Genomic DNA, 13,087 nt, shown 5'->3' with positions numbered 1-13,087 from the left:
GCTCTTGTCGGATAATTTTAGTAAATTACAGTTTCTCAAGGTTTCCAGCTGTTGCCCTAAGCATCTACCCATAATATCAAGTAGAAAAAGCAGTTTTAAATAGCTCTTGTCAGGAAATATTATGAGCACTAGTTGATAGCATTGCTGAAATGCCATTGAAGTGCGCCTTTCAACCCAACTGTACATTTCAGAGCTATTTGTCAGTTTTTCATAGCTCTTGTCAGAGAATATTGGTGGACTACGGCTTATCAAGGTTTTCAGCTTCCACCTCAAGTAGTTGCCCATATATATAAAGTAAAAAAGGTAGTTTTTCATAGCTCTTGTCAGAGAATATTGCTGGCAATCACTCACAGTGTTGCTGGAATGTCATTGAAGTGCGCCTTTCAACCCAACCTCCCGCTATGGATAACGAGCCGGAATGTTTAGCCGTGAGTTGCCAAAAACGATTGATGGCATACAAGGCTAGATACTATAAAACTTTTGCCTGAAGAAGCTAATAAGTTAGCATTGAGACTCATGAAGAAAAAGGTAACTTTTTTAGCAAATTTTCGATTCCTTATAAACCTGTATCAGCCAACTTAACCAGATGAAGGCAGATGTAACTTCAAACCTGCTTGAGTTCGAGCCGTATTGAGTACTTTCAGCCCACCTGACCGGATGAAGGCGGATGCAATCCCTACATTGCATTTTGTTTATTTGATTGACTACACCTTTCAGCCCGCCTAACCGGATGAAGGCGGATGCAACTCCGGCCATTCAAACTCTTATCTAGACTGATTTAGTTGGGGTATTTTGGCAAACCTCAATTAATCCTGGCCAAGGAATGACTCACGTCATAAAACAGAACTGATAAAAGTACCTCTAAATTGGTTGGCATACACAGTTTAGAGTTTTGGCAAACCTCCTAGAGATTTTGTTCCCACTTCGGTTTGCCAAAAATCAGGAAGGGTTCCTCCTTGCTCGGAGGCGATTCAGTAGCTGCCACGACAGGGTTCCCTGTATCCTTATAGTTAAGGGAGATAAACCATAACTATAAAAACATAGCCTCCTGATGCTAGGCGCGACCCTGCACCACATCTATGAAGCAACTCCATAGAAGAAGCGGACAACTACTAGGGGCGGAAAGCAATTAAACTGCCCCACACTTGTCACTGACTCGAAAGAGACCAGCGCGCTATTGGATGAATGATTAAATTGTCAAGGTGCAAAACTGATTTAGTTCCCTACAGGGGCTGCTTATGGGCAGATATTGCGACTTCTTTAGCCTTTTGTGCAGGAGGTAATTGGCTAGGCTGTTGTCCCGTAATCACGAGAATACCTTCCCGCTCAGCTCGGTCTCGAATGCATTGCACTAATCGGCTGTAGCTCCAGCGATGTAGGCTCCGACGAAACTGTTTCGCATACTGCTGCTGAACTTCTATCTGATGAGGAAATTTTTGTCTAGCTCGGGATTGAATATCACTTTCAAGGGTCTCCCTGATATGTTTGAGATCGGGTACTGCAATGCTGCCTGCTTGGTATTGGCGAGCTAAGTGGACCAGCCGAGAGGCAATGAGACGTTCCACGTAAAAACCTAAGTTCGATTCTGTCTGACTTTCTCGGTATCGATCTTGCTGTTGCTCGTGTTTTTGCTGAAGTAGTCGACGCTGCCGTCTTTGATGGAGCTTATTCACCAACCGCCACTGCTTCAACCGTAATTGGAGAACGCTGCGATGGCGATGCTGGGATTGAATCTTGGAATTCCTCAAGAGCTGCTTTGTAGTCTGGTACTTCAAAATCATTCCAGTTTTGAGGTCAACCACACAAGCTGTGAGTGGTGTTTGAGGCTGAAGACTAATCCCAACCGTGATCAAAGGATTCCCTTGATAAGAGACAACACTGGGGCGTTGAGGAGCAGGATTGTCGAGCCGAGCGAGGGTTGAACGCTGGCGCTTGATATAGATTTGCTGATTTTGGGTCAGACCTTGTTCTTCCCATTGCGACTCTGTTAATTGGTCTAGACCTTTCAAGTTCTTCAGCGTTTTCTGTTTTTCCTCTTGGCATACTTGCTCTGTCCCTTCTGCTGTTAACAAACGCATATCAATGTTGCAATGGAGGTATAGACGATGGGTCTTCCAAGGAGGCCGCTCTTGAGAAGCTAGGTCATGAGTTGCATTCCCCTTCTTGTGATGGCTCTGATTATTTTCCTGCCACATTAACTGAGCTGACTGTAGGACAAATAGACATTGAGAGAAGCGTTCTGTGTCAAGTGCTTGAAAATGCAATCGATAGTCACTGACAAACTGTCGAAAGATATAAAGCTGACGGCGATCGCACTGGATTTTGAAGAGGTGGTCTTTCCAGCCCCGAAAACGAACACAAACTCTTTCTGTCGGCTGCTTAGCTCTTTTCTTTTTACGCTTTGGACTTTTGGCTGAGACCTGCTTGGTTGCAAGACCCCTTTTTTCAGTAGACCAGTTTAGATCGTCGGCACTACCAAAAATGATGGGATAGGGTAAGGAATTAAATAGCTGAATTTGCTTTTGCTCGCGCCACTCATCAAACTCTGCCTCAATTTGGTCAGGGTTATGATGCTGAGGGAAGGCTGTGGCCGTTAGCAAGCTATCGATAAATCTTTCTCCTGTCGGGTCTCTCCCTTGGGGAAGCTGGCTTTGAAGCTGCTCTTCAAGGCGCTCAATTTCAATTCTTTTGCTCTCAAGCCGTTGATTCCAATTTTCTAACGATTCATCCTGCTCACTGACTGTTAACTTGTTTTTGAGCAAATGGATAATAGCGCGTTGGCTGAGCACATCAGTTGTAGCGTCAAAGGCATCTAATAAACCACCCAGTAAATGTTTACCTGTCAGTTTTCGTTCAGAGCTTAAGTGGTGAAGAATGACCTGAGCCTTAGCTCGAATTGCTTCTGGGGTGAACGTGGTACTCTCTGCCAATTCCGAATCACACTCTACAACCTGCAACCAACGTTTCTTTCCGCGAATACAACGCTGTCTTTGCTTCTGGCAGGCAAACCAAGATTTATAGATGTATTGCGTCATTAAAACGGCTGAAATCCGAAAGCGGCTAGGAAGATCTTGTGAGCCGACCTTGGTTGCATCAGACGCGATGATTTGCTCAAGTGTCTGCCTAGGGATTGACCCTTGACGCTGCCATTCTGGAAATTGAGAATGTTTAGCAACTCTCCGAAGCAGAGCATTCACTAAAAGTGTATAAATAACCATTGCTTCCCAGAAGCTCTTCCGGGTTGCCTCATTGGCACAAAGGCAGCATCGGATGGTTCTGATCGTCATAGAACTGAGGTCCGATTCATTTGAGTCTTATTGTAAGCATATGACTTGCCACAGTCGCAACTGCTTCATTGTAAATTTTGCTTAAAAAACGTTCGCTTAGGGACACTAAATTCTCGGATAAGGTGGTTAGGAGTTGTGAGCAAACATGGAGCTTGATGAATTTCTAAAATTCTGGAATGTATCACGCGAAGAACTCGCATCGATTTGCGATTGCTCTCTAACAACTGTGCATCACTGGTTTTCGCAAGGGGAGCATCGTAGAGTTCTCAGCGACAAGCACAAGCAGCAGTTAGCACTGGCTCACTACATATGGACTACCGTAGCGGCTGAGCCAGAGCAGTTAAAGACTCTTAGGAAGATGTATGACCCAGTCAGGCGAAAACCTTCTTAAAGTTTGTTCATATCTTAATGTACTCTGTCTTGTCACAGTGACAAGACAGTTTGTTCAGAAATCTAGACTGAGTCTTTTTAATGATGAGCATGGGGAATTTTCGGATCGAAACGGCAATAAGCCAAGTCTTCCATAGAGAAGCTCTAACTCTCCAATTTCTCGATCAGACTCTGCCAAATTTGAATCTGCTGCTCCAAAGCATGAGGATGAGTATCGCCAGTAGTCGTGTCCTCCGCGTACTCCTGATGCCACAAGCTCATTCTGGTAAGTTCATTCTGAGCCAGCTTTATGAGCAGCCTCAATGCTTTCCCAGATGAACTCTGTCCTCCTGATTCAAGCTGTGTCCACTCTCTGTCATCGGTATTAAGCCGCGTCCTATTTGCTCAACTAACTCAGACCGGGATAATCCCGCTTCAACCGCTAACCCATCCAAACCCTTCACACCCGTAGGAGTGAGTGATAGGCTGACTAGCCCTTTTACTTCCTCGTAAATATCGGGCTGCCCCTTGATACTTTTTCTTCCTTTCCTAGCCACTATATAGCACCTAATTTTGTTTTCGTGTAGGCTAGGTGCTATATAGGTTGTTAGATCAGCGATTTGTCGTGTTCACAAACGATAGTACGCTTCTAGCTGCTATATAACACCAGCGGTCTAGTCAGAGCAAAACCTTGCACAGTCAGACTCTGACTAGGCTTTCAAATTAGATCGAATCAGGAGACCAGTTAATCATGCCAAAAAAGCGAACGCAACTACTTTAGCGGCCATTGTGCAATTCGTAGTCCAGCAGTGTGGGTCGTTGCACAAAGCAGAGAGACAGACGGGGGTGAGCCGAGCGGCGATCGCCTCCATCTGCAACGACACAACTCGACTTCCCCGCAGAACAACACTGAGGAAAATTGCACCTTATACGGTTAACGAAGTTACTCATCAACCGTACTCTTGGCTAGACCTAGAGACGATCGCTCAAACCAGAGTGACTGAACCTGCTCCTGAAATCTTAAACCCAACAGCTTCCTCAAATCAGTCTGGCAAGCACCAGCAATTAGAGGAAAGGCAACCTGTATTAGAAGAACTGCGAGGTTCTATCTACGAACTGGCTGTTGCGCTCAAAACAATCTCGAATACGCTAAGCAGCCGACCATTTATAAGTCTTGGCAAGCCAGATAACAATACAAGTACTAGCAGCACTAAACAACCTGCTCTGGGGGAGCGCTGTGAAGAACGCAAACCGACATTTCAAGAGCAATCATGGCTGGCACTCGCGATCGCTGATGAAGATGCTCTAAAGTCACTTGTCCTAGGGTGCGAGCCTCCTGCTGTATCTGCTACAGCAGAGTCGAGAATTCAAAAGATTGTGGCTCAAGTTGGCGTGCCTGTTCAGTATCCCCAGGCAGCAGACGCAGTGGTAACTGTTTACATCCAAGAAGACCTGACCACTACAGGCATTTTCTGTCAAAAAATACTAGTTGTGGCTCAAAAGGAGAACCAAAGTTTTGGAGAAACATTGAAGCGAATCAATTACTTTCAGCATGAACTGAGTTGTGACAAAGTGATTTTAACTGCTAAAACAGTTTCTAAATTTGAAATCAAAGGTTTCGTCAATCAGGGAATTAGTGTTCTGATGGTAGGAAAACAATACACAAGTTAAACCTTGCCCCTTGAAGTATTTAGAGAAGATTCGTCGTACATAGGTACAAGGGCTTACGATTGAATGCTCTATCTCTATTGAAGAGATTTTTCGTAAATCCAAAACTCTTCTTCTGGAGCAACTGATACCCAGCTTCTTCAAGTGCCTTAAGGATTGACTGACGATTCGGAAAAAAGCCACTTACCGCTTCATAGCCTTGCTGCTGGGCTAAGTGACGCATCTCGCTCAACATAATTGGCAAACTGTCTTCCCTGCTCTCAACACAGCCGACCCATAGTGCCTCATTAGAAGTTTCTAAATGGCTTTGGAGAAATACACTTTGCAACGCCTTTTCTTGCTTGATGCCCCACAGTAACCCTTGGTTGAGGCGATCGCGGAGCACTTGAGCTGTCAAGGCTTGCCACTTGGCTCCTCGGCACACAAACAAGCGATTGGATTGAGACTGACTGAACAGAGACCAGGCTGCATCAAAGGATTCCAAGCCGAGTTGTGAGTTTGGAGTGATGGGTATTTTGCGAGTACGGTGGGCAAGCATGGGGATGAGGGGATGATCGCGAGGTACGTTAAGGAGCAAGGGAATGAGTATCTACAACTGCATCGAGATGAGCAATTAGCGCTCTTTTGATGCTGATACCCCGCTGCTTGCGGCGGGGTAGTTCATTTTTCAGCTTGTCGGAACATCTCCAACACAGGTTTTGGCTTGCTGATGCCGTATTCTACCAAGGTGTACTGATAAACTGCCCTGAAGTCAGCAGGCGGATGATCTGGATCGAGGTTCAGTTGCTTCAGCAACCTAATTACAAGTTCGCTCCGCTGGAGCTTGTTCTGAATAACAGGACTCGCGAAACCAACAATTAGGTCAATCAGCTTAGCCAACTCAAGCACAGGCTCTCTCCTATTGACTCAGGGCAATCCAATGAATACCTAATTGTTATTATCCAAACCCTAAAGTAAAAATAGTTAAAACAGGCGGATTTGCTTAATCTACCCTTTAAAGTTTCTTTCACAATTAGTGAGCAATACCTGTACTAGCTCATTTCATAGGTATGAGCATTAAGCAGTTGCATTCTTTAAGTTGTCTTGGTGCCGCCCGTAATTTTCGGATTATTAGGTTGGAGAGTGATCGCCTCGTGGAGTGGACTTTAAAGCAGCAGTTACCGTTTAATTCGCTGTATTACTATGGGGGCAATCAATTCATTCACATCAGCTGTGTTTTAGCGGAAAGCAAAGCATTTGGACATTTGCTAGCAATCGGGTGCCAGCAATCGGGTGCTAATAAGGAAAATTCTGTAAATCTGGGAAATCTTAACATAGAAGGGGAATCCTGAGTTTAGTCGCTTTTTGGGCATCATGGAATCCTTCGCAATTATGCCTACATTAGAGGATCGCTACAGTCGCCATCGGTTGATTGACTGGTGGGATCAAACAAAGCTTAAAAATGCAAGGGTATTAGTTGCTGGAGCAGGTGCTTTAGGCAATGAAGTACTCAAGAATTTGGCTTTGCTAGGTATCGGTCATATAACGATTATTGATTTTGATACCGTTTCGATCACAAACTTGACTCGCTCAATACTATTTAGAGATACCGATGTTGGTCTAACCAAAGTAGAAGTTGCACGTCGGCGGCTGCTTGAAATTAATCCAGAATTATCAATCCTTGCAATTCACGGTGATTTGCAATTTGATTTGGGAGTTGGAGACGTTCGATCCTGCAACTTAATGATCGGTTGCGTGGACAGCATAAATGCACGATGGGCGATCAATCAGCTTGCATACCGTGCCGGAATTCCTTGGATTAATGGTGGAATCGGAGTAACCGATGGAGAGATAAGCTTTTTTGATCCAAAAGTAGAGTCAGCTTGCTTTGAGTGTGGAATTTCTGACCAGATGTGGGAACGGCGTAATCAAAACTATTCCTGCCACGGAATGAAGCGAGATTTTCCAGAAAAAGTTATACCAACTACTGCAACGCTTACTTCTACGGTTGGAGGAATGCAAGTTCAGCAAGCTTTAATGTACCTGCATGGTAGGACGGGTTTTCTTAATTCTGGGGAAAAGGTATTTTTATCCTTTAATCCCTGGACAAGCTTTAAGGTAAAAATTCAAAATCAAGCAAACTGTACAGCACATGATTTTTCTATAAATCAGGTCATTCATTATTCATCTAATCAATTAACTACTCAAGATATTTGCCAACATTTGCAAGAAAAGGGCTTCGGTAGCCCAGTTGTCTGGCTACGAAATGAAGTGCTTACAAAAATGCAGTGCTTAAATTCGGGATGTCGTTATGTTGAGGACATCTATCGCCCTGCAAGACAAGTTCCTGAAGAAACTCTAATTTGCCCAAAGTGTGGCAAGAAGCGAAGTGCTGAAATTATATCTAATTTTTCTCTTAAGCACAGTTCAAATGTACTCTTGACGCAACTATGTCTTCCCAAAAATGAAATTTTATTCTGCGAATTAGATAGTGGAAATATTGCAATACAGTTTTCTAAACCTTAGAGGATTTTATGCGTCAACTATTACCTGTAATTGTTTGTGATTCTGCTGAAACTCGAAAAGCTCAAGTTCAATTACCAAGTAACATCAGAGTTGATAAATTGATTCAAGAAATAAAAGATCGATGGAATCTTCCTAGTGATGTTGATTACGCTATACGACTTGAAAGAACAGGGCAACAGTTAGACTCATCCATCATTGTTATGGAATTAGATCTTCAGGATAACGATGTGCTTCGTATTTATCCTATGGTACAGGGAGGAATGATATGAGTATTCGTGCACAAAGACTAGCCAATGATTTTCAAGAACTTTCTGATCTAGTATCTAGCTCAAACGGGAAGATCACCATTGATTCAATAGAAGGAGATCCACCCTACTGCTATTACATTAGATATTATTGCAGGGGAATTGAATCTTTACGAAATGGAAGCCCAGTATTTCGCAACGAACATCAAGTAAGAATTGAATTAGGTAGTGAATATCCACTCAGTGTTCCAAATGCTCAATTTTTAACGGCTATTTTTCATCCTAATATCTGGGAAGATGGAAGGGTGTGTTTTGGTTTTTATTGGAGCATTTCAGACCCCTTAACTGAAGTTGTGGTAAGAATTTCCAAGCTAATTCAATATTCAAGGGATATTTTGAATCTTGATAGTCCAGCCAATATTGAAGCTAAAAACTGGGCGAAAAATCAACCTGAAAACTTCTCGTTAGATTGGGAGAATTTTGAAGAAACAGATAATTTTCCAAAAGGAATTATTTGGAATGATCTACAGTAAAGTCCGGAAAGCATTGGAAAAACTTTACACTAAACTTTCTTCATTTGTTACAAACAAGCTGTTAACAGGAGTTCGTCAGTGCGAAATTTTTGAAGAAAGTGGCATAGGGATGCTTCCGTCTCTACACGAAGAAACTTCTTGTTCAGATATCATTTGGATTGAGAGTACAGATGTTTATCAACCAACTGAGGCGGAGTACACACTATTTACTCATAAACACGCTCTTCCGCCATTTTTTTCCTCTGTCTATATTTCTGAAATAGCAATTGGATCACTTCTGCACCATCTCAAAAGTAGTATGCTCATTGAGCAGGGTGGAATTCTTTTTGGGAATGCCTATAAAGATCCTCAATTTGGAATCTATGTAGAAATTGTAGATGCGATCGCAGCACCAGCAACAATTGCGACTGAAACATCTTTTCAACTTACATCTGATTCCTGGGACGGCATCTTAAAGGATGCTAAAAAACTCAGTTCTAAAACCACAATCATGGGGTGGTATCATTCCCATCCCAATCTCGGTGTATTCATGTCAGCAACAGATATGAAAACCCAACAGGCTTTTTTCTCTCATCCCTGGTGTATATCCATCGTTTGTGATCCAGTTAGAAAAGAAATTGGTTACTTCCAGGGATCACAAGCCCATTCAGTCAACCCACTCATTTTTTGTTCCTGGCTCAGGAGATAAAGTTTGCATGATTGATCTACCCATTTGGTTGGTTGTGGTGGCAGCGGCATCAGTAGCTTTATTAAGGCTAATTTCTGAAAGTAAGGTTGATAAAGATATCATTGAAAAATGGGTTGGTATCTGCGCACCGCCGGACAAAAATTTCTGCTTTAAATATGCTAAGAAAAAATACTGGGGAAGTCGAGAATACTTGGCTAGAAAGATTGTTCGACTTATTAAAGAAGAAGTTGAAGTCGAAAGCTTTGATGGTTCAAAAACCATATTACCACTTCAAGATCTCAAGCAATTTCAGCATCCTTACCAGGATATTGGTTCTTTAAGAATAGTTCCTTCTAATCCAGAGGTTGAACAAGGTCAAACAGTCGAATTTTCTGCTGAAGCAACTAACTATCATAAGAACAGTCGAACAATTTCTGCTGATAAATTTATTTGGAATGCTGCGGGTGGTCATTTTGACGAATCAAAATATTTTCGACAAAAATATCATGCTACCCAAAAAGGAGCATTCACAGTTCGTGTTTCACTAGGGTCATTCTCAGCCGAAACAAAAGTAATCGTTAAAGAACCGCCTCGATTGCACGAACTTCTTATATCGCCGCAAAATATTACGCTTGAATTAGATGAAGAAAGAACCCTAAAACTTACAGCTAAGGATCAATACGGTCATTCGTTTAAGGTAAATCAGGTTGAATGGACAGAAAGAACCTTTATTTACCAAAACTATGGTACGACTGCACCAGTGATTATTCCAAGCTTAAGTGATAACGCTACATCTCTAAAATTTCAAGCGAAGAGACCTGGCAATTTCTTGATTACTGCGAAATCAGGTGGTATTGAAGGTAAAACAACAATTACTGTCAGAGAAACTCGACGAGTATCTAACATTAGAATTGAACCGGTGAGAGTCAATTTAGAAATCGGACAGAGTCAACGTTTCACGGTTGAGGCAAAAGATCAGTATGATGAAAAAATTAATATTAAATCAATCAATTGGCAAGTTTCTAGGGGTGAAATTGATCGGCAAGGTAATTTCTTAGCTCAGGAATCTGGTCAGGTTACGATTACAGCGGCGATCGACAATATTGAAGCAACAGCGATCGCAATGGTGAAAGAGCCAAGGCATTTAACCGCTTTAGTGATAGAACCGTGCTGGGCAGAAATGCAAGTTGGACAGTCTCAAAGATTTACTGTTGAAGGTCGCGACCAATTTGAGAAATGGATTAAGGTTGAACAGATTGATTGGCAAGCAAGTCTTGGGCAAATTGATCAAAATGGGGTTTTTAGAGCAACTGAGCCTGGAAAATGTATTGTGACTGCTAGGAGTGGTGCAATTCGTGTTCAAGCTCAAGTCGCCGCTAATCCGGTTCCTCAAGTTTTCCCTACAACACTCATCGACAGAAAGGATCCGGTTACCCGAAGCTTATTTAGAGCAGGAGAAATTGCTTATTGCTGTATGAGATGTCAACTTGGGCATCATGAAGACTCCTGGGCACATTTAGCCCAGAAATGTTCTAACTGTAAATCTGATCGAGATGTTAATGTTTACCAACTCCCTGGGGAATTTCTTGGCCAAGCAAACCAATATGCTTCTCGTACCGTAGATTTGCGTTCACTGCAAGGTAAAAATGCTAACGGGGTTACCTCTATCGGTGATGCCTTAAATTCTATTTGTGATGTGGATGATTGGGATCATTTCCGCATTGAATATTCAGAAGTACAGGACTGGGGCAGCAGAGAGCTAGAAGTTAGACGAGTTCGTACTGTAACATCCACTGAAATTGAGGTGGAAGATTCAACTGGTAATATTCGTTGGCTACCAATCGCCTTATTGCTAGCCATTGTTGCAGTACCATCCGCCGTTAAGATTGCAGGTATAGGTGCAATAGGCGGGATTGTGATTTGGTCGCTGTTCAATTACACTTTTGAGCCATCTCATGTTGAAAATGAAACACCTGATCAAGATGTACTTGTAAGTGATGCCAATATTGATGCAACAGATGTAAAGCAACTTCTTATCAGAGCAGGGAATCAAGTTACTGTTAAAGGAAAGATACAGCGTATATCAATTACTTCTGCTGATCGAGCAGTTCACTTTTATTTTGGGGATCATCTCAATAGCTTTTATGCATACATTCCTCCCAATTATCGTAAAAATTTTCCAGACTCCAGAGCTTTATATAATTGGCGTGGGAAAGAAATTGTAATGTCTGGCATTGTAATTGCGTATGAAAACCAAGACCCTCATATCATTCTACGAAGTTCATCGCAGTTACAGAATTTGTGAAGATGGCTCTACCCATTACTTCTGTCTCTAATTCCCCAAACTCTTAGTGTCTTGATGGGAATTATTTTTATAACATCACCTTTAGTTTTCTCCTCTGACCTCAACTCTTCTGGCGATTTCTCATTTAACGAAATTGCCTTGAGAATCACTACCATCATGGACTTAGAATCATTGGTGCCATCACACAGGTCTATAGTTGATCACTCTCTACCCTAAGATGCTGATTCCAGCATAAAGTTGAGCTTTGCGATCGCGATTGTAATTTAGACTAGAATTTGCCAGTTCAATTAGTTGGCAAACCTCCTGTGGGATCGGTGCGCCGTTATCGCTGGACTGACTTCACTAACTTCACCCGATAGGGATCAGCATCCTTCTGCCACACTACACGATGCCCCTTTAATTCAGCACAGTGCACCTCCAGGAATTTTTGCCAGCCACGATAGTCATAAATCAAACGTAAATCATTCAGCGAACCCCCATCGGTCTCCTGTCGGGTTAGCTCCGCAAACTTCTCGTAGAGCGGATACTCGGCTGTCACCATTGAATTCTTCTGATGCAGTAGAGGTGGGTTGTCGTTGGAGTCGTAATCCCGGTAATGGACGTGGAGAGCCCGCAAGTCTATCTCCATACCCGTGTGAAGGGCAGAATGGGAATTGGTGTCAAAATTTGGGTAGAACAGGTAGGAAATCTTGGGTTTCCGGAAGTGGAACTTGACGACATTGGCTTCTTGAGGACGACCGAGCGTACGAGAAGCGCAACCTTCGTAAAGCCTTAGCATCGGAGTCGAGATGCCCGAAAATTCTGTGCCCGTGCTTTACCTGGTCGATATAAATCTTCAGTTCCAACAGATAGTAGGGCTTCAAATGATTACCCCAAAAGCGTTGGGAGCTATTAGAAATGAATCATAAGATAAACTTATAAGCACGGGTTGAACTTTCGGCAAAGGGTTGCTCAAGATTTACACTTCTGGCAACAGGATGCTTGAATTGAGCGAAAATGTAAGGCGATCGCTCTACGAAAAAATCGGCATTTCAATATGGATTCTGGCAAAGGGATGCCTTATTCAGCGGCAATCGCTTGGCTTAAGTCACAATGCCTGCATTCCGGGCTTCAACCCCAGGTGTTTCAGTTGCTGCCAATCACCATTGAATTGTTGCAAGCATTCATGGCATCGTAAGCGTAAACAACAATAGACTCCTTGATAGTTCAGCCAGCACGCCAGTTTAACTGCACAAAACTCGCGGTCGCCTAGGACCATCACTTTATACTCCTTCAGGGATCGCAGTACCTTGAGTAAAAACTTCTTTTGTTCCTTAAAGTTGCTGCTTCCGCGATGAGACAGTTCTATCCAGTAAATGAGAATGGCTCGTCTTTGTTCTACCCAACTGAGGACTCATACCAATTCTTCAAAGTAGAGCTACAGATGCTACAAAGCTGGTGTGGAGTTCAAGCAATCAATATGGCCGGGGTATACCAGCTAGAGATTACCGAGAGTGAAGCAGAACTCA

The 13,087-nt window shown here is 42.9% G+C and carries 10 protein-coding genes and 1 pseudogene; 7 read left to right on the top strand and 4 right to left on the bottom strand.

What is annotated here, in order from left to right; all coding sequences use genetic code 11:
* Positions 1 to 1,223 precede the first annotated feature (1,223 nt).
* The gene (gene cas12k / locus H6F68_RS15080; protein WP_199300106.1) at positions 1,224 to 3,287 is read right to left on the bottom strand and encodes a type V CRISPR-associated protein Cas12k; all 2,064 of its coding nucleotides are present in this window, start codon (positions 3,285 to 3,287) and stop codon (positions 1,224 to 1,226) included.
* 1,158 nt (positions 3,288 to 4,445) lie between these two features.
* Here cas12k and H6F68_RS15075 point away from each other — a divergent pair.
* The gene (locus tag H6F68_RS15075; protein WP_190560188.1) at positions 4,446 to 5,327 is read left to right on the top strand and encodes a hypothetical protein; all 882 of its coding nucleotides are present in this window, start codon (positions 4,446 to 4,448) and stop codon (positions 5,325 to 5,327) included.
* A 19-nt stretch (positions 5,328 to 5,346) separates the two neighbouring features.
* Here the strand turns inward: H6F68_RS15075 and H6F68_RS15070 are convergent, their stop codons facing one another.
* The gene (locus H6F68_RS15070; protein ID WP_190560186.1) at positions 5,347 to 5,862 is read right to left on the bottom strand and encodes a hypothetical protein; all 516 of its coding nucleotides are present in this window, start codon (positions 5,860 to 5,862) and stop codon (positions 5,347 to 5,349) included.
* Here H6F68_RS15070 and H6F68_RS15065 point away from each other — a divergent pair.
* Positions 5,824 to 5,952: pseudogene (locus H6F68_RS15065) on the top strand (IS200/IS605 family transposase); the annotation flags it as partial. The gene H6F68_RS15070 and the pseudogene H6F68_RS15065 overlap by 39 nt on opposite strands.
* Positions 5,953 to 5,984: 32 nt before the next feature.
* Here H6F68_RS15065 and H6F68_RS15060 read toward each other — a convergent pair.
* Entirely contained in the window at positions 5,985 to 6,212 is a 228-nt protein-coding gene (locus H6F68_RS15060; RefSeq protein ID WP_190560184.1) for a hypothetical protein, read from the bottom strand.
* Between the two features lie 483 nt (positions 6,213 to 6,695).
* On the opposite strand from H6F68_RS15060, the gene H6F68_RS15055 reads away from it, so the two are divergent.
* Genes H6F68_RS15055 through H6F68_RS15035 form a run of 5 tightly spaced genes read left to right on the top strand, consistent with a single transcriptional unit; the run spans position 6,696 to position 11,579 of the window.
* A complete protein-coding gene (locus H6F68_RS15055) occupies positions 6,696 to 7,829 on the top strand; it encodes a ThiF family adenylyltransferase (RefSeq protein ID WP_199300105.1) in 1,134 nt (377 codons plus the stop codon).
* Positions 7,830 to 7,837: 8 nt separating this feature from the next.
* Positions 7,838 to 8,098, top strand: a complete 261-nt coding sequence (locus tag H6F68_RS15050; protein ID WP_190560180.1) for a hypothetical protein — start codon at positions 7,838 to 7,840, stop codon at positions 8,096 to 8,098.
* Entirely contained in the window at positions 8,095 to 8,607 is a 513-nt protein-coding gene (locus tag H6F68_RS15045) for a ubiquitin-conjugating enzyme E2 (protein WP_190560178.1), read from the top strand. The genes H6F68_RS15050 and H6F68_RS15045 overlap by 4 nt, the downstream gene beginning before the upstream one ends.
* Entirely contained in the window at positions 8,594 to 9,295 is a 702-nt protein-coding gene (locus H6F68_RS15040) for a Mov34/MPN/PAD-1 family protein (RefSeq protein WP_190560176.1), read from the top strand. Before H6F68_RS15045 ends, H6F68_RS15040 begins: the two co-directional genes overlap by 14 nt.
* A gap of 7 nt (positions 9,296 to 9,302) precedes the next feature.
* Positions 9,303 to 11,579, top strand: a complete 2,277-nt coding sequence (locus H6F68_RS15035; protein ID WP_190560173.1) for a hypothetical protein — start codon at positions 9,303 to 9,305, stop codon at positions 11,577 to 11,579.
* 322 nt (positions 11,580 to 11,901) lie between these two features.
* On the opposite strand, the gene H6F68_RS15030 is transcribed toward H6F68_RS15035, so the two are convergent.
* Positions 11,902 to 12,357 carry a DNA phosphorothioation-associated putative methyltransferase gene (locus H6F68_RS15030; protein WP_242065521.1) on the bottom strand — a complete coding sequence of 152 codons (456 nt, stop codon included), beginning with the start codon at positions 12,355 to 12,357 and terminating at the stop codon, positions 11,902 to 11,904.
* Between the last annotated feature and the right edge of the window lie 730 nt (positions 12,358 to 13,087).

This window comes from Trichocoleus sp. FACHB-262 (assembly GCF_014696035.1).
GTDB lineage: Bacteria > Cyanobacteriota > Cyanobacteriia > FACHB-46 > FACHB-46 > Trichocoleus.
This window is presented reverse-complemented; position numbering and strand designations above follow the sequence as displayed.